This is a genomic window from Ruminiclostridium cellobioparum DSM 1351 = ATCC 15832, from assembly GCF_000621505.1.
GTDB classification, from domain to species: Bacteria; Bacillota; Clostridia; order Acetivibrionales; family DSM-1351; genus Ruminiclostridium; species Ruminiclostridium cellobioparum.
Genome location: NZ_JHYD01000038.1, coordinates 1 through 22,085, shown reverse-complemented (window position 1 = coordinate 22,085; position 22,085 = coordinate 1). Strand labels below are relative to the sequence as shown.

Below are 22,085 nucleotides of genomic sequence, written 5' to 3'. Positions count from 1 at the left end.
AAGATAATTGTACCTGTGTCAGGTATTCATATATATTCTTTACACTTTAACTCAAGAAAATTCGCTATGCTCAGTTTTTGGTGCTCATTTGTGTTTGCACTCAAATCCGGAAGGAAGCTTTGGTCAGTTCCTCAAAACCCGGCTCGGCCCTCAGTTTTTCAGAAAGCTCCAGCAGTGCCCTGTCCTTCATTTTTGCCTCAAGCATGATATCCATATCGCAGTCAAGAGCTTTTGCCGTATTCAAAAACTCCATAAAACCGGCATGGTCGATATAATCGGCATGACTTCTGAATTCCTTCTGGCTTTTTGGACTTGAGAAATGTATTTTGGGCCGAAAAGGTTCCCCATCCCAGGTTTTATATATTTCCGGCAAAAGCTCGCTCAGCCTTTCACCATTGTTTGCACATTTGTGATGGTGAACATCCAGCACCATGGGAGCGCCCAAATCCTTGCAAAGCTGCAGTACGTCGGCTGCAGTGAAACATTTGTCGTCATTTTCTATGATTATACGCTTCCGTATACGGTCGGGCAGCTTTGAAAAATTAACCTTGAATCTTTCTATTGAACTGCACTTATCCCCATAGAGGCCTCCTACATGAAGCACCAGCTTGTACCTGTAATCCTCAAGCCCCATTGCTTCATACAATCTGACATGATAATCCAGATCCTTTACAGAAGCCAGCAGCACCTCCTGCTTAACCGGATTGAGAATTGTAAAATGGTCAGGATGTGCACTGATGCGAAAACCGTTTTGCTTCACGAATTCCCCCAGTTGCTTGAGTTCGCTGGCAAACTGGCGCTGATATTCCCAGCCTGCCAGCTCCTGGTGGGTTGCAAGCGGTATCAGCTTCGATGTGAGCCTGTACACCTGAATATTCATAGCGCGGTTGTACTTGAGAATTCTCAGGGTATTTTCAATATTAAGCTTTGACACCCTGTCCAGCCTTATACTTTTTGCCTGGTCGTCCTTCAGCCTGCTGTACACGGCATAAGTGACGGTACCCGAGGGTGAACAATTCTCAAGACTCAAGGTCATAGCAACATATCCCAATCTGAATATCAAACCTATCCCCCGCTTTTGATGTTATTAAAAAGACAGGTTTATTATTCGACCGTTTGACTATTTTGATACCTTCACCATGTGAATTCTTTGATTTCGCCTTATCTTTACAAAAATGCAATAACCCATATTCAGAGCAGCCCCCAGCAATCCCATGGCAGTATCCCTCTGGGAATCCCAGATATCTCCCTGGGCCTGGGTCAGAATGAACAGCTGCTGTGAACGGCTCACTGCCGCAATCAACATTCCGGTCAGAGAATTGAGCGCACACAGAGCTACTATGATAAAAACCGCTAAGAAACATGCTTCAATATACTTTAGCCTGAATCGCCTGTAAAGTATCTCCATGACAGGTATTGATATCAGCAGCCCGAAGGCCAGATATACAAGCCTGTCATAATTATTCCTGATGAAGCCGAAGGTCCCCTTCATCCACTCTCCTACCGGACACAGGGCGTATGTATAATGAGCTCCCAGTGTATTGAGTATTAAAAAAACCAGGACACTTAAATATGATAAATTGGTAAGCCTGCCTTTTCTGTAAAACATCATCATACAGGCTATCATAATTGCCGAAGGAAGGCTTAGGAACCACCACTCCAGGTAATCTACAGGCTTCAGCGCGAAAAACACAAATACAACAATATATAAGGTCAGCATAAATTGAAGCGGTCTGTCTTTTTTAAAAGGCACCGCTTGTTTTGATACATATATCAGCGAATATTTTCTTTTTTTTACCGCCATATTAGCCTCCTAAAGTAATATTTATAATGGCTTATGGTAAAATTTCATATTATTATATATACTTAAAAATGTGCAAATATGTCAAAAGTACGGCAGTTGACTTTATTATTGCTAAACAGCTGTAAAAGGAGAAGCAAATGAATAAACTAAAGATATTATTCGGCAGATTAATGAACTCAAGTATTGTCAAATATGGTCTGGTAGGCGTTATAAATACCCTCATAACCGGCTTGATCATGTTTGCCTTAATGAACGTATTTTCAGTTTCCCTCAGATTATCCAACATAGTCGGATATGTGGCAGGTTTTATAAACAGTTTCATACTTAACAAGTTATGGACGTTTAAAGGGAAACAGTCCTCCACCCTGTCACAATTCATACGTTTTACAGCGGTTTTCGGAGTGTGCTTCCTGCTCCAGCACGGCCTGGTAATACTGCTGGCCGAAAAGCTTCTCCTTGGGAAAAACATATCTGCCCTTATTGGAATGGTTTTTTATACAGGGGTAAGTTATATCCTCAACAAGCTTTTTACATTTAAAAAATAAATTGAAATAGGGCTTATTTCCATTGATATATGTAAATACTAACTTTGAATCTCACAGCTGGTATTTATCATCGTATATTTCGATCAATGGAGGTAAGCATCATGAGTGAAAAAATTACTGCGCTGTATACAAACATATATGACGCAAACAGTGTAATGGGTACCTTAAAAACAAGCGGAATCGGCAAAGCATGCCTTAATACTTCTGAGTGCGGACTTCATTACGGGATAAATCCAAGACACAGAATCACTAAATTTCCCGGGGCAGTTTCTTCAACAATGGTCAAGCTTGAAGTAGATGTTGACACCGGTAACCGGGAAAATGCTCTTTCTGTTCTGGAGGGAAGCTTTGGCGTTATAGAATAGCATTAAAGAAATATCTGTATAAATCATGTGGTCCTCCAATTAAGAGGATTATTACGCCGGGTATGGAATATAATAAATATAAGTTATTTGATAAATACCAGTATTGTGGGATTAGTTTTTTCATACCATTTACCGGCGTGTCCATGCCGGGCATACTCAGGAGCCCGGCTGGCCTGCACGCAGAGGGAGGTCAGGATGAAAGCTATTATTATGGCCGGCGGAGAAGGCTCCAGACTGAGGCCGCTTACATGTGATTTACCAAAACCAATGGTTCCTGTCTTAAATAAACCTGTTCTGGAACACACAATCGAGCTGTTGAAAAATTACGGAATCAAAGAGATCGGCATTACATTGATGTATCACCCGCAGATTATAAAGGATTATTTCGGAAGCGGTAAAAACCTGGGTGTCAAAATTACATATTTTATCGAAGAATCCCCCCTGGGCACCGCCGGCGGCATAAAAAATGCCGAGAGCTTTCTGGATGAGCCCTTTATTGTTATAAGCGGTGACTCCATAACAGACCTTAACCTTGAAATGGCTGTTGAATATCACAGGGAGAAGAATTCCCTTGCGACAATCATTCTTTCAAAGGTTGATGACCCTCTGGAATACGGAGTGGTGCTGACAGATGAAACAGGCAGGATAACCGGCTTTCTGGAAAAGCCCAGCTGGGGCGAATTGTTCAGCGACACGGTGAATACCGGTACATATATACTTGAACCCGAAATTTTGAACTATATTGATGCTGATAAAAATCTTGATTTCAGCCGTGATTTATTTCCCCGCCTGCTGTCCGCATCAAAAAAAATGTATGGCTATGTGGCACCGGAGTACTGGTGTGATATGGGTGATATCCGGTCATATATCAAGGTACACTGTGACATTCTGGATAAAAAAATAAATCTGGGACACAACGGTATTCAATTGAAGGATAATGTCTGGGTCGGTGCAGGAACGGTCATTGAAGCAAATGCAGAAATCAACGGCCCCTGCATAATCGGTTCCAACTGCAGGATAGGCAATGGCTCGGTTATTGATAAATACACTGTCATAGGCAATAATACTACAATTGAGGACGATGTTTCAATTGTCAGGAGCATTGTCTGGGATAACAGCTATATTGAGTACGGCAGTGAACTCAGGGGAGCCGTAATATGCAACAGGGTGAATCTCAAGCATTATGTCTCGGTGTTCGAGAATGCCGTTGTGGGTGAAGGCTGTAAGGTTAATGAGCGTGTAATTGTTAAACCCAATATAAAAATCTGGCCTGAAAAGATCATCCAGCCCTTTGCCATCATCGATAGAAATATGATCTGGGGGTCCAAGCACTCCAACAAGATATTCGGTGACAACGGTATATCAGGTATTGTTAACGTGGATATTTCACCTGAATTTGCAACCAGGCTGGGAGCCGCATACGGTTCACAGTTTAAAACGGGCTCCAGAGTTGTAGTGAGTTCAACCAATTCCAACTCGGCAAGAATGTTCAAGCATGCCTTTATTTCAGGTATGCTGTCGGTAGGAGTTGAAGTCTACAACATGAGCAGCCTGCTCACCCCCATAGCCAGAACCGCCATAGGCTTCCTTTCAGTGGAAGGCGGGATACACATAAAAAATGATATTCATGACGTTAACAGGATCAAGGTCGACTTTATGGATGTCAGGGGTGCTTCAATCAGCCGGCTGACAGAAAGAAAGATAGAAAACTCCTTTTTCAAGGAGGATTTTAACAGATGCTCGGCCCAGCAGATAAGCAGGCTGAATAATATAACCGACTTCAGCAGCTACTATACCCGGAATTTAAGCAGCAAGACCAACATGCAGGTCATCCGGGAGAAAAATCCAAAAATCTGCATCTTTTCAAAATCCGATTACGTAATCTCAATAACAGTACCTCTCTTGACAGGACTGGGCTGTACCGTTAACCGCTTTACCGATTATGAAGCTCCGGAGTCGGTTACAGCTGTAATTAAAGAAACCAGTTCGGATTTTGCCGCCATAATAGACCAGAATGCAGAACAGCTCATCCTGGCGGACAAGTTTGGAAAGGTAGTTAAAGATGACCTGTTCCAGGCCCTTATTGCATCAATTATATTTAAAACCTCACCCGGTGCTACTTTTTTTGTACCCATTACATGCTCTGAAGTCATAGAAAAACTTGCCGCCAGATATAATGGCTCGGTTAAGCGTACAAAGAACTTCTCCCAGGCAATAATGGATGAAATACTGTCCTATAATAAAAAATACGGGTATAATGATGAGAGCCCTATATCATCGGGATTTGATTCTTTCAGGCCGGATCAGTTTACCCTGGGCTTTGATGCCATCGAAGGGCTTATAAGAATAATTGAGTACATGTGTTATGCAAATACCGACCTGAGTGTGCTTTTAGCAGATATTCCCGACTTCTTTATGGATAAGAAAAGCATTAAATGTCCCTGGGAATCAAAAGGCACTGTTATGCGGAAAATAATCAGCGAGTACAGGGATAAAAAACTGGAGCTGCTGGATGGAATCAAGCTGTATACCGAAACAGGCTGGGTTCTGATTGCACCCGACGCAGATAAGCCCATTTTAAGAGTGGTGGTTGAAAGTTCTTCAAAAAATGGGGCAGCTGAGCTGTCTTCCAGGTATTACGGCCTTTTGGAAAAAATCATAACAAATACATAGGATATTTAACCTGATGGAGATAAAATGAGAACAATTATTGCAAAAGAGAAACATAGCGGTAAAAAGATTGACAAAGTGATCCGGGATTTTTTCCCCAACCTTTCTTCGGGTATGTTGTTCAAAACCCTTAGAAAAAAAGATATAAAAGTGAATGGAATACGTGTCAGGGAGGATTACCAGGTACTTGAAGGCGATAAAATAGATATTTACATTATTGATGACTATCTGCTTGGAAAAAACGATGAAGGGTATTCCATTGTCTATGAGGACAATAACATAATGGTGGTCAGCAAGGCACAGGGAGTTCCCGTGCATCCTGACAGAAACCAGACCGAAGCCACACTGATCGATAAGCTTCAGAAACTCCACGGCCGGCACCTGGCCTTATGCCACAGGCTTGACAGGAATACGGCCGGCCTGGTGATTCTGGCAAAGAACAATGCCGCACTTGATACAATGCTTGAAAAAATAAAAGAAAGAGAAATTCATAAATATTACACCTGCATTGTTTCGGGTATAATGGAAAAAAACCGGGCAGAGCTTGTTGATTACCTGGAAAAGAACGATAAAATAAGCAAGGTTTTTATTTCAGATAAAAAAACCAGAGATTCCCTTGAAATAGTTACCAGGTATAGAGTTTTAAAAACCCTGGAGAATCTCAGCATGCTGGAGGTTGAACTGGTAACAGGACGGACCCATCAGATCCGTGCTCACCTGGCCCACTACGGCCATCCCATCATTGGTGACGGCAAATATGGCAGAAATCCCGAAAATAAGCAGTACGGTGCAAAATATCAAATGCTATGTGCCAGCAGGCTGATTTTTGATTTCAAAACTTCTGCCGGGCCTCTGAACTATCTCAATGGAAAAACCATAGCCATTGAACCTCCCTTTAGCCTGGAAAGTTTGATTACCGGTAAAAAGTCCTGAAATTGTTCCGATATGCGAAAAAGCTGCAGTCTCCCGGCTGCAGCTTTTCCTGAAAATCTTATGCTATTTTTTAATGAACATCTGAACAAACAACTTCCCATAGGTTGGACTGTCAACAATCCCTACGCCTGTGTGAGTAAATTTGTCATTGTATATGTTGTTGCCATTCTCTTTCAGCCATGCCTTGACAACCTTGTCAATGGACTGGTTCCCGGCAATATTCTCACCTGCGGTACTAAACTTGATCCCATATTTCTTCATCATGTCAAAAGGTGTACCGTAATATTTTGATGTATGGCTGAAATAGTTATTGTCCTTCATATCTTTAGCCTTCAGCCTGGCAACCGTAACCAGCTGGGCATCAAATTGCAAAGCCTTGAGACCCTCTTCCTTTCTCGCTTTGTTTACCGCATCAAATAAGGCCTGTTCATCTGAGGATATGTTTATCGGCTTTTCTGATACTGTTGCCTTGGAAGAGGTATTTTCGGCCGTAGCTTTCGTTTTGTCAGCACTGCCCGGTACTGCCGCTTTTGAACCGGATTGATTGTTTTTTGCAGTGGCTGCGGCGGTTGACTTGCCGCTGTTTTCCTTTGCTGTCACCTGTTTGGTGCCGGTGGTAGTCTTGGCTTTATCAAGCTTTAAGTAACGCGAGGAAACCGAGCCTACATTGCCGCTTGCGCCGACGTATACGGCATACCAGTCTCCCAATTTACCCATTACCGTGACCTTCTGATCCTTCTTTAATTTGCATAGAATATCAAAAGTAGTTGCCGGACCCGTCCTTAAATTAACCTCATTAGCAGTAATAACACCCGAGCTGCTGTCAACCTTTTGGTATGCTTCTGAAGCGGCGACCATATACTGTCCGGTTCTTACGGGTAAAAATGTAAAAACCGACACCAAAAGGGCCGCCGTTATGGTATAAATCCTTTTTCTTTTCATAAAACCCCTCCTACATAGATAAGTGCTGCTTACAGCATCCCAAAGTCAATTAACATGGGTTGAAAACGACCTCCGCCTGAAGGCGAAGGTTTTAACCGCAATTGACTTTATGACCTGCAATGGGAAAACAACCCATATGCTATAGTATTGACAGGTTTTACATATTTATTTACATTTTTTGAGAAAAAAATGAAGGAGCTGAATATAAGCGATTTTTCAACCACTGGTACGCCAGCCCCTTTTCAAACGTATGTTTAATTGGTACTATGCCTTAATTCAATATTAGTATGCTTTTCCCCAGTAAACCATGGTTTTGGCCGGCTTTCCGCAGCACATGCATTTATCCGACAGCTCTTCCTGTTCAAAAGGCATGCACCTTGCAGTTGCACCGGTCAGTTCCTTGACCTTGTCTTCACATTCCTGGTCTCCGCACCACATGGCTTTTACAAAACCGGGAGTAGCGTTGATGATCTGCTCGAACTGGTCAAGTGTGGTTGCTGCATAAGTCTTTTTGTCCCTCAGCTCTCTCGCTCTTTCAAGAAGAGAGCTTTGAATATCCGCAAGCAGTTTTTCCACAGTCTCCTCCAGATTGTCCATAGGAGTGAATATCTTCTCTCTTGTATCTCTTCTTACAAGCACTACCTGATTCTTCTCTATATCCTTTGGGCCAACCTCCAGACGAAGGGGAATACCCTTCATTTCATATTCTGCAAATTTCCAGCCAGGCATCTTGTCGCTGTCATCAATTTTAACTCTAAATTTTGCAGACAGACCGGTTAAAAGTTCATTTGCCTTTTCAAGTACCCCTTCCTTATGCTGGGAGACAGGTATTATCACCAACTGTGTAGGTGCCACCGCAGGGGGCAGCACCAGGCCGCTGTCATCCCCGTGTACCATTATAATGGCACCAATAAGGCGGGTTGTAACACCCCAGGAGGTTTGATGCACATACTGGAGCTGATTGTTTTTATCTGTGTATTGAATCTCAAAAGCTCTGGCAAAACCGTCACCAAAGTTATGTGAAGTTCCCGACTGCAATGCTTTTCCGTCATGCATCAGGCTTTCAATTGTATAGGTTGCGTCGGCACCGGCAAACTTTTCCTTGTCGGTTTTTCTGCCTTTTATAACAGGAATAGCCAGAACATTTTCACAAACATCGGCATATACATTGAGCATTTTAATTGTCTCTTCCTGTGCTTCCTCAGCAGTGGCATGGGCTGTATGACCTTCCTGCCACAAGAATTCCAGTGTTCTGAGGAACGGTCTTGTTGTCTTTTCCCATCTTACCACCGAACACCATTGGTTATACAGCTTCGGAAGATCCCTGTAGGAATGGACTATATTTGCATAGTGTTCGCAGAATAATGTCTCTGATGTAGGCCTTACACACAGTCTTTCAGTCAGTTTTTCATCCCCGCCGTGTGTTACCCATGCAACCTCAGGGGCAAAGCCTTCAACATGTTCTTTTTCCTTCAGAAGCAAGCTTTCCGGAATAAACATGGGCATATAGACATTTTCATGCCCTGTTGCCTTAAATCTTGAATCCAATGCTTTCTGAAGGTTTTCCCATATGGCATAACCATATGGTTTTATAATCATACAACCTCTTACACTTGAATAATCAACAAGTTCCGCTTTTTTAATAACATCGGTATACCATTGTGCGAAGTCATCATTCATAGATGTAATGGCTTCAACTAATTTCTTATCATTAGACATTTGAAACTCCATTTCCGGCAAAAGCCAAACGAATAACATTCAATGCTTTATTTGAATAACACAAAAAAGCACCAATTAATATTATATAATATATGTATCAGGTAATGTCAATACACTTGAAGACACCTGGCAGGTATAATATAATGTGAGTGGCAAAATATTAATTGCAGCTGCAGGTCAATAATATTAAAACTATCAATTAATTTTTTAAGGAGACTCGCAAATGAAGGTCGGTATCGGTCAGGACAGTCATAGATTTGACTTTGAAAATAAAAATAAAAAGTTTGTTTTGGGCGGAGTAATTTTTGAGGGAGTTACTCCATTAGCGGGAAACAGTGATGCCGACGTGGTTTTGCACGCAATTACCAATGCGGTTTCAGGTGTTACCTGTGTCAATATACTGGGAAGAGTAGCAGATGAAATGTGCATTAAAAAAGGGATAACAGACAGTTCGGAATACCTGAAAGAAGCGCTGAAACATCTCGTGGATGTCAAAATAGTACATGTGTCCATATCAATAGAATGTTCATATCCAAGGATCACACCAAAGATACCTGAGATGCGTAAAGTGATTTCAAATCTGTTAAGTATTCCCGAAAACAGTGTTGGAATAACAGCCACCTCCGGAGAAGGTCTGACTCAATTCGGACAGGGCCAGGGAATTCAGGCTTTCTGCTGTGTTACGGCCCTGTAGGGCAGTAACACAGCTACAGTTTGTCAGCTTTCAGAGCTTTGGCCTGTCACAGGTTTGTCAGAATAGACTCACCAATTATCAGGTCTTCTGGAGTTGTAATCTTAATATTATTATAACTTCCTTCAAGGATTTTGACGGAAATCCCCAATCTCTCCACCAGAACCATATCGTCGGTTCCGATATAATTGTTTTGGACAGCGGTTTCATGGGCTCTCATAATTATGCTGTAATCAAAGCATTGAGGCGTCTGTATACTCCATAGAAAACTTCTGTCTGGTGTAGAGGCTACGAAACCGTCCGGACCGGATATTTTTATGGTATCTTTCACCCTGACACCTACACCGCAGGCACCAAATTTTCTGGCTGCATTGATGCTTTCACTGATATTTTCAACTGCCACAAAGGGTCTGGCACCGTCGTGTATCAGTACAATTCCGCAGTTATCTCCTATTGCGCAGAGACCTTTATACACAGAATCCTGTCGCTGGGCTCCTCCGCTGACCAAACACTTCACTTTTGAGAACTGAAATCTTTCAATGATATTATTTTTACAGAAATTTATATCTTCTTCATTTATAACTACAATAATTTCATCAACTTCGGAACACTGCTGAAAAGCTGCTATTGTCCTGGCAAGTACGGGAATGCCTCCAAGCTCCAAATACTGCTTGTTTATTTTTGAATGCATCCTGGTACCCTTACCGGCAGCCGTGATGACAGCCGCAACTTTTCCGGTCAATCTATTATCTATATCCAAAATGTAATATTCCTCCATGTATATACTCTGCTGCCTATTTGTTGGGCTTTGCAAACACCATCCTGCCGGCCGATGTTTGAAGTACGCTGGTAACCATAACAGGAACAGTCTCTCCAAGATATTTCTTTCCGCCCTCTACAACTATCATGGTGCCATCCTCCAGGAATGCCACTCCCTGACCTGCCTCCTTGCCGTCCTTCACCACCTGCACATTCATTTCCTCACCGGGCAGGGCTATCGGCTTAACGGCATTTGCCAGTTCATTTATGTTTAAAACCTTTATCCCTTTCAAAACTGCCACCTTGCTGAGATTGTAATCAATGGTGACAAGTTTCCCCTTGAGCTTATGGGAAGCCTTCATTAACATTTCATCGGCCTCCATGTTGTGATAGTCAAATTCTTCTATTTTAACGGTATGACAGCTGTCCTTCTGGAGCATATTCAGGATGTCCAGCCCCCTTCGTCCTCTCGCTCTTCTCAGACTGTCGTCCGAATCGGCTATATGCCTGAGCTCCTCCAGAACAAAGGAAGGTATTATAAGCTCTCCGTCTATAAAACCCGACGAGCAGATATCGAGTATTCTGCCATCGATGATGGTGCTTGTATCCACTATCTTGGGAATATTGGAGTTTACTTTTCCGTCTCTGAATATATCTAAGAAATTTTCGTTTCTTTTTCTCAGCGAAATTCCCACACCTGTAAAACCAAATAAAATATTTATTATTACGGCAAAGGGTACCCCGATTATTTGAATTTTGATTATGGGTATGCTTATGAGATTTGCCACAATCAGGCCCACTATAAGGCCTAGCGCACCCAGCAGCATTTCGGACAATGTAATATTCTGAATCCCGTTTTCTATCCTGTCAATAAAAACTCCGACAAATTCAATGATTTTAGAGGCCATAAAATAAAATAGTGTACAAAATGCCAATGAAAATAAAACGAAAATCAAAATTCTTAAATTTTCGCTCATGGCAATGTGATTACTTAATAAAACTGTTCGTAATATTGTAAAACCGGTAACAGCACCTAGAATAGAAAAAGAAATTTTTATAATCCTGTTCAGCACATTAAATCTCCTTCAAAAGGTATTTTTACTCAGCCATAAAGATATTCCTGAATCTTGTTCTCAACTTCATGCTGATTCAATCCTTTTGCAAGAACCAGTTCGCTTATTAATATCTGTTTTGCACTTGTTAACATCTTCCTCTCACCGGTAGAAAGTCCTCTTTCTTTCTCTCTCTGCATAAGAGACCTGACAACGTCGGCAACTTCAAAGATATCTCCACTTTTTATTTTTACCATATTCTCTCTGTAACGTTTGTTCCAGTTTGCGGAAAATTCATGCTGGCTGCTCCCAAGAGCACTGAAAACCCTGTCGGCCTCGGAAATGCTTATAACATCACGGATGCCGATATCATTGACATTATTGGTGGGTATCATTACTTTCAGATCACCAATAGGTATTTTCATCACATAATAGCTGCATTTCTTACCAAGTATCTCCCGCTCCTCTATTGACTCAATAACTCCTGCACCGTGCATAGGATATACAATTTTGTCTCCTACGTTATACATAGTAACCTCCAAAAAACCAATGCAAATAATATTTGTCTTTTGTATATCCAGTATGGAAACTAAAACTTTGAATTGAATGGCTACCGCTTTCAATTCCCGGTAATATTTTTGGAAATTCCTCTTATGTTACAATTCTAAAAAAATCGTTCATTCTATGTTACAATTCTCAAAAAATTGTTCATTATTAATGGTAAAATACTAAAAACGCACCATAATGTGTTGAGTGCGTTTGATTGTCCTTTTCAATATTAAATTCTCTTAAGGACAAGTATACTACAAACGATAGGCCTTGTCAAAAGCTCCAGGGAATAAAATTTAATTTTTCCAATTTTCTTGTTTTTGTTTGACAGTATCTTGTAAATGAAAGTATAATAAAAATAGACATCCAAATATTGAGGTGAATCGCATGAAAGATATACTTATTGATGATTTTCAATATACTGCACAGGAGTTGTTGGTTAGAAATAAAAGTATTCTTGATTTGATTACAAAATTTCAAGATTCAAATTCCAGAGTAAACAGAGCAATTATTAAGTCAGTTACTCAATGTGGCTGTCTGACTATATCGGCGCATAAACAGGATATCCCGGAGGATGCCAGTTTCGATGAGATGAAAAGTTCTGCCGACGCACATGTTGACGGAACCCTTTGTGAAAATTGCCGTGACGCTATAGAAAGAGACATGGGCAGAAATGTTTTTTATCTGGCATCCCTGTGTAATGCACTTGACTTAAACCTATATGATATTATTTTAAAAGAAAATGATAGAATCCGTATGCTTGGGAAGTATAACCTGAGATGATTCGAGGCCGGCCGGCTTATATTCGCCGGCCTTTATTTATCCAATCCTTTTATTAATTCAACAAATTTAATTCAAATCACTTTTACATCACATCCGACTTTATTAATCAATTTCTGCCATTTGCTGAAGGATTTCCTTTGTAGTTTTAAGACCGGCTATTCCTTTTAATACACCGTTATGATGACTGATGATTTGTTCTGCCGGCAGTACCGGGCTGTCAAAGGTAGTGTGGGCATCCCTGACAAGAGTAAGTTCATATCCGGCCGAATAGGCTGTCCTGCAGGTGGTGTCAACGCAAAACTCTGTTTGCATGCCCGCTATAATCAATTTTGTGATTCCCAGCCCATCCAGTATTTCTTTCAGATTTGTGTTATAAAACGAATCCCTTTGAGTTTTTTGTACCACATATTCCTGCTCTAAAGGCGTTATTTCAGGGCATATCTGCCAGGTTGCCGTATCTTTTTGGTATTCATCTGCCGCAGTGTGCTGAACAAAAATTACCGGGATGTTGTTTTCTCTGGCTTTGAAAAGCATTTCCCTGATGTTGTTCAAAACTGCATCTCCATTATGAGGATACTCATTTTCATATGAGAACATGGCAACCTGCACATCTATAATCAGCAGTGCTGTTTCTTTCATATTTCTCCCTCCAATCTTTGTGCTAAAATTTTATTCATTGCGTGCCTATGCATTTTATATTTGTAAAAACTCAACCTTCAGTTGAAATTTCCAGGTCCTTTTTCATGCACAGGCTGTTTTCCATACCTATATAGGGACCGTAATTATCTATGATTTGATAACCACTGCTCCTGTATAGATTTATGGCTTCCACCTGCCTCAAGCCGGTCTCAAGGACGCAGGCCTTGTATCCCTGGGTCTCTGCGAGCTGTTCCAGGCTTTTCAGAATCAATCTGGAAATGCCTTGTTTTCTATATTCTTTCCTGACAAAAATACGCTTCAATTCCACTGTGCCGCCGTCAAATTTTTTGAAAGCTCCGCAGCCCACGGCAGAAACGCCGGAATAGATTAATATGACATCCTTTATATAGTCAACCTTGTTATATTTATCATATCGCTGCTGTTCTTCCCCGTTCCGTTCCTGCAGGTCCCTGTCCAGCAGGGCTATCAGTTTAAGAAATTCACCGTCACTGCTGTCCACCTTGGATATGTACAGCTCGGGCTTTAAATCACCGGGCATATATTCACCTCTCTGAAAATTATATGAATTAAGTGCTCCGTTTTCTTACATTGGTGAAGCTAATGGCATGTATCATCTAAAACGTATATCCGCTATTTTTGAAAAACGCGCCTTATCACTTCCTGGAGCGATTTGCATTCAACTATTTCTATGTTCTTAATATCCTGGGATCTTAACAGCGCATTCCTGGCTATGTAAACCTGTTTGAAACCCCTTCTGTCCAGCTCTCGTATTCTGAGCTCAAGAGAAGGTACCTTTTTTAATTCACCGGTCAGGCCCACATCTGATATAAACACAGTGCTATTGGGTATGTCTTTGTCATACACGGAAGACACAATACTCATTATGATTGACAGATTTACCGCCGGCTCTTTAAACTTCAGGCCTCCTGTGGTCTTTATCACCACGTCCTTATCATACAGGGAGATCTTCCCTCTCTGCTCCAGAATGGATATCAAAGTACTCAGCTGTTCCCTGCGTACACATTCGCCGATTCTCGAAGGGAAAGGAGTGAAGGTTTTTGATACAAGACTTTCTATTTCGACTATTATAGGCCGGGAACCATCCTTTACCACGGTCAGTGCGCTTCCTGAGACCTGCTCGTTTTTGTCCCTGACGGTCATAAAGAACTCCGAGGGATTGTCTATAGAAATCAATCCGCTCTCGGTCATTGAGAAATATCCTCTCTCCCAGGTGCTTCCAAACCTGTTCTTGGACACCGACAAGCCCCTGAGTTCCTCCTCATTGTCTCCATCCAGTATCAATACTGCATCCACAAGATGCTCAAGGGAACGCAGGCCGGCGATTTCCTCGTTTTTATTCATCTGCCCCACCAAAAAGACCGCGCGTGGTCTCGACGGATCTTTTGCCAGTTTAAGCAGTTCATTTGCACACTCCATTGTCTGGGTGGGAGATCCTGCACGGGAACCTGGAAAGCCCTCAAGCACAAAGGTCTGGATACTGTCAACAATCAGAAGATCAGGGTCGATCTGTCCCACAACCTCAAGGACATTATCCATGCTGTTATCGGAATATACCCATACTCCGGTCTCTATACTTTCAAAAAGCCTGTCGGCTCTGCTTTTGATCTGACTTTCACTTTCCTCGCCGGATACATACAATACTTTTAAACCGCCGGCAGCAACATCGGCGGCAACCTGCAGCAGCAGTGTCGATTTTCCGGCGCCGGGCTTGGCGGTAATAATTGTTATGGAATCCCTTACAATCCCACCGCCCATAACTCTGTTGAATTCATTTATTCCGGTGACAATGCGGTCACTGTTGCTGGCTTTTACCTCTTTCAGCCGGGCTATTTTTTTTATTGCGCGGGGTGCAGCCGCTCTTCCGCTTTTTTTAGCCTCCACCAAAACTTCCTCAAGCGTATTCCAGTTGCTACAATCAGGACAGCGCCCAACCCATTTTGACGCCTCATAGCCGCAGTTGCCGCATTTATATATGGTTTTGCTCTTAATTTTAATCAACTCCTGTTATTTAAGATTCACACATTATGACTGGATTTTCATACTATATTAGTATTGGGACGTAAAGTCAACAAAGGTGTTTGGGAGATCAATATGGTTTCAAGGCTTAAGAAAATGTTATTTTATCTTAATCTCATGGTCAACCATGGAATTAGTATTACAACTATTTTAAACTCAAAGCACTCCAGCATCGATAAGCTCTAAAAGTACTTGAACGAACATGGCATGTGACCAGGTGAGCGGAATGACCCACTCAGGCCTGCCTGTCTCCTTATTTACCTGTTCAGGCAGCAGCCCCAGCTCTGTTTTACAGTTGGCTGCCCAGAAAAGGTATTCTTTTGCCCTGCCGTAATTACCTGTTTTTACATGGTATAGCGCAACCCATAAAGTTGTAAGTACCCATGGATTGCCGCCGATATAACTGTCATTTTCATAGCGTTTGATGCCGCCTGTCCCATGTGAGGTCAGCGTTTGCTCAACCAGTTCCACCGTGTTTTTCATTCTTTCATCATCGGCGGAAAATACTTCAAATGGAACACAGAGCCCAACCAGACTGACGTCGACTATCCAATCTTCAAGGGTGAAATCCCGGACATAGCCTTTCTCATTTACCTCAAGCTGAACCGTATGCTGTGAAGGTTCCTCTCCATAACCATTCAGCTTCACTCTCACACTTCTGATAAATCTGTTGAAATCTTCCTTCCAGAAGCAGTTAATTATAGATTGCTTAATATTATCAGCGGTCTTTTTCCAGCTCTGACTGTTTTCATCCTCCTTACCGAGTATCCGGGCTATTTCCGCAGCAGCTTCAAGTCCTGCAAGTACCGCCGCCGAAGAATATGCATGTTCCCCCAGCCTTTCCTCCCACAAGTCAAAACTTGGTTTTGGCAAACCTGTATCGGTATCCAGAAATTGCTTTAAAAACTCTGCGCCTGCCTTGACACTATCCCATACTTGATGAAAAAATTCGGTCTTTTTTATGTAATTGTAATGATTGAGCATACCCCATAATATGGTACCCGTCTCATCGATTTGAAGTCCCCAGCATGGCCCCAGGTTTCCATCCATATGATATCTCTGGTGCCAGCTTCCGTCCTCATCCTGTACCGCCACCGCCCAGTTATAGAATTTGTCCACACAAGCATTTAAGCCTGCCTTGTCAAGGGCTTCGGTAATAAAGGCAGCATCCCTGCCCCAGCAGTAAGCGTATCTTCCACATTTGGTAAAATATTCGTCAAGTTCGGGGGCTGCCATCAAACCTCCACTTTTTTTATCATACATTAATTTGAATACCAGCAGAGACCGTTTATAAAGGTCGTCCAGCAAACCGTTGCCGGTATTGACCTGCCTCGCGCCATTAATATATTCCCTCCAGTATTTTTGGGCGGCGCTGAAAAGTTGTGCCGCTCCGAGATTTTTGCAGTCTCTGACCAGAGCTTTGCCTTCTTTCAGGCTGTGAGCAGCTGATATAAACAAATTGAAAGCTTTTACCTGATTTTTTGTAAAACTGCCCAATTCCCAGCATACTGCCGCATCCTTCATCATCCCTATATGATCCTTGCCAAAGAGATATGTGCTGACAGCAGCGTCATTGGCATTGCTTCCCAGCTGAAACCCACATACGGGTATATCTGAATAAACGGATATGTAATTGTTGTTCCTATAGTGGAGCAGTGCTTCATTTTTAAAATCAAACATAACTCCCGCTACATCGGGATTGGCATCGGCTGAGGCTGAAAAAACGACAAACCCCAGTTCCCTGGGCTCATTTGACAAATTTTCAATTTCACATTTTCTGACCAGTACATCTTTGTCAGGGTGAACAAAATCATATATCACTGTCCTGTAACCGTCAAAGTAATTGGTAACAGTACTTTTTATTATATTTGTATCGGGCAGGTACTCCTGGCTGTGATCACACCTGTGATCGTTAAGCCATACGGTACTGCCGTTAATGTTTTTTATATAGATTCCGCAAAGCAGTTTATCAAATTGCTGAATAAAATCAATATTGGGCCAGAACAGCCTGAGCAATTCCGCCCTGTCGCTGAAAGTGGCCAGCATGGCTGAATTGCCTGTTATAGCATTGTTATAGTAGGACTTTTGCATATACCCTCCGGAGTTGAATATTTCCTCGCCGTTTCTAACTGTTAAATACCCGGTCAATAATCTTTTTAATAACTTTTATTATAGCATATTAAGTTTCGGTCAAATTAGATCAAAATAAATATTTTTATTCGATTTTGTACAAACTATCTGGGAAGGGATGATCAAATGGAAACTATTATATATTACACAATATTTTATTTCAGTGAATTGATTCAGGTAATTATATTCATAGCCGGCTGTTATTTTTTCGGAATATCAATATTCGGCTGGATCAAGAAAAAAGATAACGTTTCGGATATAAAACCTGAAAAAAAATTTGCGGTGGTTGTGGCGGCCCATAACGAAGAACTGGTCATAAGCCATATAATCGACAGTCTTTTTAAACAGAATTATCCCGGTGAATTGTTTGACGTATTTGTAATTGCCGACAATTGTACCGATAATACCGCTAAGATTGCAGAAGCCCATGGTGCCAAGGTACATATCCGTGAGAATACTGCAAAACGAGGTAAAGGCCATGCTCTTGAGTGGATGTTTGAAAGAATATTCGAAATGGATATCAGATATGATGCCATTGCTGTTTTTGATGCCGATAATCTGGTATCTCCGAATTTTCTTTCTGAAATGAATATCCAGCTTTGCCGCGGTCATAAGGTAGTTCAGGGCTATATTGACAGCAAAAATCCTTTTGACAGCTGGATTACCTGTTCCTATTCCATTGCTTTCTGGCTTTCCAACCGTATTTTCCAGCTGCCCAGATATTATCTCAGACTTAGCTGCGGTTTGTGCGGAACAGGTTTCTGTGTGGATACAAATGTACTCAGCGAGTTGAAGTGGGGTGCAACCTGCCTCACGGAAGACCTGGAATATACAATGAAACTGGCTCTTAACGGAATTAAAATAGCCTGGTCCCATAAGGCCGTAGTCTATGATGAGAAACCTATTACTCTTAAACAATCCTGGAGACAGCGGAAGCGTTGGATGCAAGGCCATGCCGACTGCGCCTCCAAATATCTGGGACCGCTTTTCAGGCAGGCTTTTTCCCAGGGAGATTTAATAGCTCTTGACTGTGCCCTTTACCTTTTTCAGCCAATACGCCTGATATTTGTAGGTATGATGACAATAATGATGTGGATTCAGACAGTTTATCCTGAGTTTCCTTTATTCAGCGTACAATATGTATTCCCTGTACAGGTCTGGTATGTGATGGGGCTGTTTGATATACTCTATGGACCTCTTGTTATTTTGGCTGAGAAGAAATTTAATATAAAGGTTCTTTTAGGCTTCGTGATCTACCCGTTTTACTGCCTCACCTGGGCACCCATAGCGTTACAGGGGTTCCTGGAAAGGAACAACAAGGAGTGGAGTCATACGGCCCACACCAGGCAGCTAAGTATAGGCGATGTGGAAAATGGGAATTAGAACCTAACTGAACATTTTTTTTAATAGGCAGGTCCTTTAGAAATGCCTGCCGTTTTCCATATATCTCACTGAAAAAATTACTATAACCTGGATATCTACTGTCGGAGCCTGTTTTTTAAAACATATGCCGTTCTTCACCGGTAATTTCCCTATTTCGCCAGTTGCGCCAGTGTCAATCTACCATACTTTGAAAACATAAATAAGGGCCACATCAGCCGAAACTATACGACCCATTAGTTAAATCATTTTGGTTTTCTACAAGTTTTTATTACTTTATGTTCTACTTTCTTCGCATTAATTTGTAAAATATGCTTTATTATATGCCTCTAAAAATTTATCAGGTAACCGTAATCTACAATAATCATCGACTATTTGTAGACTATCTCTAATTGATTTTTCATCACTATTAAGAGAACATCTTTTTCCAAGAAACTCTGTTATAGTAGCTTCTTGAATTCCAAATACAATTTCAGCTCCAAATCTCCCATATCGGTCATCTAAATTACACTTAAACAAGAAGGCATTATATAATATGCATGCCACTTCTTTTTTCTCTGTATCTAAATACAACATATTTGCCTTGTATCCAAAAAAAGTTTCTACCAAATCATATAGCTTATTAATATCCATTGTTTCACCTCATTCGTTTACTCTTTAGGAGTCATGGTCATTGTACTCGAATTATATACATAACCGTTTTGTTTTGATAATTATATTCCTTGTCTAATGCTCCAGTATCTCCGACAGGATTATGAGAAAATGTAAACGATTTTCCTCCGTTAATCCCATCATCTAGGAATGGCTCATTAAATACTTTGAACATATCATCATCAGTTAAATTGTATTTTGTCTTTATTATGCCCCAATCCTCACCTAAATCAAAGTAACTATATCCTCCATCCTTTACTTTTTGAACATAACTATTAGAACCCCCACCATCATATTTTCCAAGCATACTTTATTGCTATATCCATTATGTGCTGCACTTTCACTGATTTCAGTATAGTTTTTTATTGGTATAGTCTTACTTACTCCCGAATTATAGAAGCTCTATACTCTATTGTTATCCTGCTGTTTTCCTTACCCCCTGAAAATCACGCTCTATATGAAGCCTCCTTACAGAAGCTTATTTACATTTTTTACAACTCTATTTTACCATAATGACAATTCAAACAACATCAATCTACCAACTTTTTAAACGGCCTGTATTCGGTCTTAGAATTACTGCATTTGCCAAGAGGTGACAAGGTGGTCATCACTGATACCTGTATATAACCGTATATATTTTCAGGCTTTTACGAATACAAAGAATATACATTTTCGCTTTTAATCAATATACTCGGAAAGGTACACCTTTTCGGATAATATGCTTCAACCCATAAAAGCATGAAGAAAGGCAGCTACCTATATTGAGATAACCGCCCTTGTGTGTAAGTTGTATGGTTAGTCTGCCTATCCTGTAGATCTTTCCAATATCTATTAACAACCTACTTTAGTCTTTTTATAACACATTACCAATTGCCACCTTCTGGTATATCACTTGGACTAACCCAATCTATCTTTTCTGTTCTTTCCCCTGTTTTACAGAATTCTTCAACCGCTAGCCATGCTTTTTCCTTGGGTAAGAACAGCCCTATTGAAGCATATAATTCATCACCACATTCAGCAGTAGTATTCAATTTCATATGGTCGAATAGTGAAAGCCAAGTTTCCTCATTGATACCTTTTTTCACATACTGAAGGTATATACCATATTCATCGTGTGGTAAAATAAGCAATCGCAAATGTCTATTGTTTCCATCGTAAAAATCAACAATCCCACCTCCATGCCCTTGGTGCCAATATTGTGGAAATTGTTCTATAATATACCCCATTAGCTGCTTCATCTCTGGATTTTCAATTTCTAAGCCACTTGGCGATTGAAAAACTATTCTGTGCACACTCTACCCCTCCTAATAAACTAAAATGTAAATTTCGTTCCATTTTTGCATATTACCTGCAATGTCTTTATATTCATAAACTCTTTAACTTTAGGTAAATTTTCTTGACATATTCCACAAGTTAACCTATCAACATAAATAACAACATTACTACCTAAATTCCCTCCTGTTTTTTTCCAAGCCCTCATTAACGCATGTCCTTCAGCATGTGTCAGCACTTGAGAATGGCCTTGCCCATAACTTTTAACTTCATTTAAAAAGCCTTTAGCTTGCATAGATTTCAAAAACTCACGACCTAAATCCTTAGATTCATCACTTAAAACAGATGAATTCACTCCAAACACTTTTGTACCATTTAGTTCCACATATGCTACTGTACCTAATCCATCTGACCGTTCTGGAATTCTATCCCCAAGGGGTTCCAACCCTTTTGTCTTACTCCTAAAACGGTCAATCTCTTCCCAAGGACCATTGTTAGCAGCCTTACTTTCTCCCTGACCAGCCGCTTGTATACCCTGAGCAAGATCTTGAAGATTTGCGTTAGCCTGTGATTCATTCTGCTTTTTCTTGGTTTTTTCCAGCTTATCTCTTAATTCTCCACTTTCTGCCAAAATCCTGCTCGCTTTTGAATTTTCTTCAACTTCTGTTCCTTTTGTGCTGGCCATCATTACTGAGTTTCTGGTTTTATCCTGTTCCACCCACAGTTCATGGGTTTCGCTGCCCAGCTTGAATTTGACCTTCGGAGTGAGCATTTTCCGTATGGCTCCTGATATTTTGGCTGCTCCTGCTGCCAATATCTGCATTCCAAGCTTCTTAAGGTTTATGAGGCCTAGTGTCATGAGGTTATTATGTATGCCGCTCCTGACGGTTCCGAAGATGTCTCCTCCGCCTTCTGCTTTACTGCCTCCCTGGGCCTGTCCGGTTTCCTTGCCGCCTGCTTTGCTTTCGTTTTTGCTCTGGCCGCCTATTCCCATGGCTGTCATGAGTTTGGCTCCGCTGCCCATGCTGGATAATGTTGTTTTCTCGGCACTGTCCACCATTCCTGTTGTCTGGTCTGTGACCTGGTCTATCATTCCTCCCACTGTTTTTACAGGTCCCTCCAGGGGTTTCATTATGCCTTGTA

At 41.3% G+C, this 22,085-nt stretch carries 22 protein-coding genes; 7 read left to right on the top strand and 15 right to left on the bottom strand.

Annotated elements, in window-relative coordinates; translation table 11 throughout:
* Positions 1 to 100: 100 nt before the first annotated feature.
* Both uvsE and T344_RS0114510 read right to left on the bottom strand, forming a co-directional pair.
* Positions 101 to 1,063 (bottom strand): UV DNA damage repair endonuclease UvsE, encoded by a 963-nt coding sequence (uvsE, locus tag T344_RS0114515; RefSeq protein WP_027629317.1) that lies wholly within the window; start codon positions 1,061 to 1,063, stop codon positions 101 to 103.
* Between the two features lie 57 nt (positions 1,064 to 1,120).
* The gene (locus tag T344_RS0114510) at positions 1,121 to 1,804 is read right to left on the bottom strand and encodes a DUF2238 domain-containing protein (protein ID WP_027629316.1); all 684 of its coding nucleotides are present in this window, start codon (positions 1,802 to 1,804) and stop codon (positions 1,121 to 1,123) included.
* A 137-nt stretch (positions 1,805 to 1,941) separates the two neighbouring features.
* On the opposite strand from T344_RS0114510, the gene T344_RS0114505 reads away from it, so the two are divergent.
* The 4 genes from T344_RS0114505 (at position 1,942) to T344_RS0114490 (ending at position 6,317) form a co-directional block, all read left to right on the top strand.
* Positions 1,942 to 2,349 (top strand): GtrA family protein, encoded by a 408-nt coding sequence (locus T344_RS0114505; protein WP_004627233.1) that lies wholly within the window; start codon positions 1,942 to 1,944, stop codon positions 2,347 to 2,349.
* A 101-nt stretch (positions 2,350 to 2,450) separates the two neighbouring features.
* A complete protein-coding gene (locus T344_RS0114500; protein WP_027629314.1) occupies positions 2,451 to 2,714 on the top strand; it encodes a hypothetical protein in 264 nt (87 codons plus the stop codon).
* A 195-nt stretch (positions 2,715 to 2,909) separates the two neighbouring features.
* The gene (locus T344_RS0114495) at positions 2,910 to 5,387 is read left to right on the top strand and encodes a mannose-1-phosphate guanyltransferase (RefSeq protein WP_027629313.1); all 2,478 of its coding nucleotides are present in this window, start codon (positions 2,910 to 2,912) and stop codon (positions 5,385 to 5,387) included.
* Between the two features lie 24 nt (positions 5,388 to 5,411).
* Positions 5,412 to 6,317: an RluA family pseudouridine synthase gene (locus T344_RS0114490; protein WP_027629312.1), complete on the top strand. Its 906-nt coding sequence runs from the start codon at positions 5,412 to 5,414 to the stop codon at positions 6,315 to 6,317.
* Between the two features lie 63 nt (positions 6,318 to 6,380).
* On the opposite strand, the gene T344_RS0114485 is transcribed toward T344_RS0114490, so the two are convergent.
* Together T344_RS0114485 and proS are read right to left on the bottom strand one after the other, a co-directional pair.
* Entirely contained in the window at positions 6,381 to 7,259 is an 879-nt protein-coding gene (locus T344_RS0114485; protein WP_027629311.1) for a CAP domain-containing protein, read from the bottom strand.
* A 282-nt stretch (positions 7,260 to 7,541) separates the two neighbouring features.
* The gene (gene proS, locus T344_RS0114480) at positions 7,542 to 8,978 is read right to left on the bottom strand and encodes a proline--tRNA ligase (protein ID WP_027629310.1); all 1,437 of its coding nucleotides are present in this window, start codon (positions 8,976 to 8,978) and stop codon (positions 7,542 to 7,544) included.
* A gap of 223 nt (positions 8,979 to 9,201) precedes the next feature.
* Between proS and ispF the strand changes: the two genes are divergently transcribed.
* Complete coding sequence (gene ispF / locus T344_RS0114475; protein WP_027629309.1) at positions 9,202 to 9,672, top strand: 2-C-methyl-D-erythritol 2,4-cyclodiphosphate synthase; 471 nt, start codon at positions 9,202 to 9,204, stop codon at positions 9,670 to 9,672.
* Positions 9,673 to 9,718: 46 nt separating this feature from the next.
* Here ispF and ispD read toward each other — a convergent pair whose 3' ends face one another.
* From ispD to T344_RS0114460, 3 genes are read right to left on the bottom strand one after another with little or no spacing between them, the layout of a single operon-like run.
* Positions 9,719 to 10,429: a 2-C-methyl-D-erythritol 4-phosphate cytidylyltransferase gene (ispD, locus tag T344_RS0114470; RefSeq protein ID WP_027629308.1), complete on the bottom strand. Its 711-nt coding sequence runs from the start codon at positions 10,427 to 10,429 to the stop codon at positions 9,719 to 9,721.
* A 34-nt stretch (positions 10,430 to 10,463) separates the two neighbouring features.
* A complete protein-coding gene (locus tag T344_RS0114465) occupies positions 10,464 to 11,501 on the bottom strand; it encodes a PIN/TRAM domain-containing protein (protein ID WP_027629307.1) in 1,038 nt (345 codons plus the stop codon).
* 29 nt (positions 11,502 to 11,530) lie between these two features.
* Positions 11,531 to 12,010, bottom strand: coding sequence for a CarD family transcriptional regulator (locus T344_RS0114460; RefSeq protein WP_027629306.1), 480 nt, complete (start codon positions 12,008 to 12,010; stop codon positions 11,531 to 11,533).
* A gap of 406 nt (positions 12,011 to 12,416) precedes the next feature.
* On the opposite strand from T344_RS0114460, the gene T344_RS0114455 reads away from it, so the two are divergent.
* On the top strand, positions 12,417 to 12,812 hold the full coding sequence (locus T344_RS0114455) for a hypothetical protein (protein WP_027629305.1): 396 nt from the start codon (positions 12,417 to 12,419) through the stop codon (positions 12,810 to 12,812).
* Positions 12,813 to 12,914: 102 nt separating this feature from the next.
* Here T344_RS0114455 and T344_RS0114450 read toward each other — a convergent pair whose 3' ends face one another.
* From T344_RS0114450 to T344_RS0114435, 4 genes are all read right to left on the bottom strand, one after another.
* The gene (locus T344_RS0114450; protein ID WP_027629304.1) at positions 12,915 to 13,451 is read right to left on the bottom strand and encodes a cysteine hydrolase family protein; all 537 of its coding nucleotides are present in this window, start codon (positions 13,449 to 13,451) and stop codon (positions 12,915 to 12,917) included.
* A 70-nt stretch (positions 13,452 to 13,521) separates the two neighbouring features.
* Positions 13,522 to 14,010 (bottom strand): GNAT family N-acetyltransferase, encoded by a 489-nt coding sequence (locus tag T344_RS0114445; protein ID WP_051571897.1) that lies wholly within the window; start codon positions 14,008 to 14,010, stop codon positions 13,522 to 13,524.
* 92 nt (positions 14,011 to 14,102) lie between these two features.
* Positions 14,103 to 15,482 (bottom strand): DNA repair protein RadA, encoded by a 1,380-nt coding sequence (gene radA / locus T344_RS0114440; protein ID WP_027629302.1) that lies wholly within the window; start codon positions 15,480 to 15,482, stop codon positions 14,103 to 14,105.
* 183 nt (positions 15,483 to 15,665) lie between these two features.
* Positions 15,666 to 17,600 carry a glycoside hydrolase family 15 protein gene (locus T344_RS0114435; RefSeq protein WP_027629301.1) on the bottom strand — a complete coding sequence of 645 codons (1,935 nt, stop codon included), beginning with the start codon at positions 17,598 to 17,600 and terminating at the stop codon, positions 15,666 to 15,668.
* A 165-nt stretch (positions 17,601 to 17,765) separates the two neighbouring features.
* Here T344_RS0114435 and T344_RS0114430 point away from each other — a divergent pair, with 165 nt between their 5' ends.
* The gene (locus tag T344_RS0114430; protein WP_027629300.1) at positions 17,766 to 19,022 is read left to right on the top strand and encodes a glycosyltransferase family 2 protein; all 1,257 of its coding nucleotides are present in this window, start codon (positions 17,766 to 17,768) and stop codon (positions 19,020 to 19,022) included.
* 294 nt (positions 19,023 to 19,316) lie between these two features.
* On the opposite strand, the gene T344_RS0114425 is transcribed toward T344_RS0114430, so the two are convergent.
* The 4 genes from T344_RS0114425 to T344_RS31025 form a co-directional block, all read right to left on the bottom strand.
* A complete protein-coding gene (locus tag T344_RS0114425) occupies positions 19,317 to 19,652 on the bottom strand; it encodes a hypothetical protein (RefSeq protein WP_027629299.1) in 336 nt (111 codons plus the stop codon).
* 37 nt (positions 19,653 to 19,689) lie between these two features.
* A complete protein-coding gene (locus T344_RS28355; RefSeq protein ID WP_051571895.1) occupies positions 19,690 to 19,977 on the bottom strand; it encodes a hypothetical protein in 288 nt (95 codons plus the stop codon).
* Between the two features lie 556 nt (positions 19,978 to 20,533).
* Positions 20,534 to 20,962 (bottom strand): hypothetical protein, encoded by a 429-nt coding sequence (locus T344_RS0114415; protein ID WP_027629298.1) that lies wholly within the window; start codon positions 20,960 to 20,962, stop codon positions 20,534 to 20,536.
* A gap of 20 nt (positions 20,963 to 20,982) precedes the next feature.
* On the bottom strand, positions 20,983 to 22,085 hold a 1,103-nt coding region (locus T344_RS31025; protein WP_242842088.1), incomplete at its 5' end, for a deaminase.

Excerpts from the sequence above, each read along its gene's own strand:
- T344_RS0114505 (WP_004627233.1), top strand. The coding sequence starts at position 1,942 with ATGAATAAACTAAAGATATTATTCGGCAGATTAATGAACTCAAGTATT.
- T344_RS0114430 (WP_027629300.1), top strand. The coding sequence starts at position 17,766 with ATGGAAACTATTATATATTACACAATATTTTATTTCAGTGAATTGATT.
- ispF (WP_027629309.1), top strand. The coding sequence starts at position 9,202 with ATGAAGGTCGGTATCGGTCAGGACAGTCATAGATTTGACTTTGAAAAT.
- T344_RS0114495 (WP_027629313.1), top strand. The coding sequence starts at position 2,910 with ATGAAAGCTATTATTATGGCCGGCGGAGAAGGCTCCAGACTGAGGCCG.
- T344_RS0114500 (WP_027629314.1), top strand. The coding sequence starts at position 2,451 with ATGAGTGAAAAAATTACTGCGCTGTATACAAACATATATGACGCAAAC.
- T344_RS0114425 (WP_027629299.1), bottom strand. The coding sequence starts at position 19,652 with ATGGATATTAATAAGCTATATGATTTGGTAGAAACTTTTTTTGGATAC.
- T344_RS0114455 (WP_027629305.1), top strand. The coding sequence starts at position 12,417 with ATGAAAGATATACTTATTGATGATTTTCAATATACTGCACAGGAGTTG.
- T344_RS0114435 (WP_027629301.1), bottom strand. The coding sequence starts at position 17,600 with ATGCAAAAGTCCTACTATAACAATGCTATAACAGGCAATTCAGCCATG.
- T344_RS28355 (WP_051571895.1), bottom strand. The coding sequence starts at position 19,977 with ATGCTTGGAAAATATGATGGTGGGGGTTCTAATAGTTATGTTCAAAAA.
- T344_RS0114510 (WP_027629316.1), bottom strand. The coding sequence starts at position 1,804 with ATGGCGGTAAAAAAAAGAAAATATTCGCTGATATATGTATCAAAACAA.
- T344_RS0114490 (WP_027629312.1), top strand. The coding sequence starts at position 5,412 with ATGAGAACAATTATTGCAAAAGAGAAACATAGCGGTAAAAAGATTGAC.
- T344_RS0114485 (WP_027629311.1), bottom strand. The coding sequence starts at position 7,259 with ATGAAAAGAAAAAGGATTTATACCATAACGGCGGCCCTTTTGGTGTCG.
- T344_RS0114450 (WP_027629304.1), bottom strand. The coding sequence starts at position 13,451 with ATGAAAGAAACAGCACTGCTGATTATAGATGTGCAGGTTGCCATGTTC.
- T344_RS0114460 (WP_027629306.1), bottom strand. The coding sequence starts at position 12,010 with ATGTATAACGTAGGAGACAAAATTGTATATCCTATGCACGGTGCAGGA.
- T344_RS0114445 (WP_051571897.1), bottom strand. The coding sequence starts at position 14,010 with ATGCCCGGTGATTTAAAGCCCGAGCTGTACATATCCAAGGTGGACAGC.
- proS (WP_027629310.1), bottom strand. The coding sequence starts at position 8,978 with ATGTCTAATGATAAGAAATTAGTTGAAGCCATTACATCTATGAATGAT.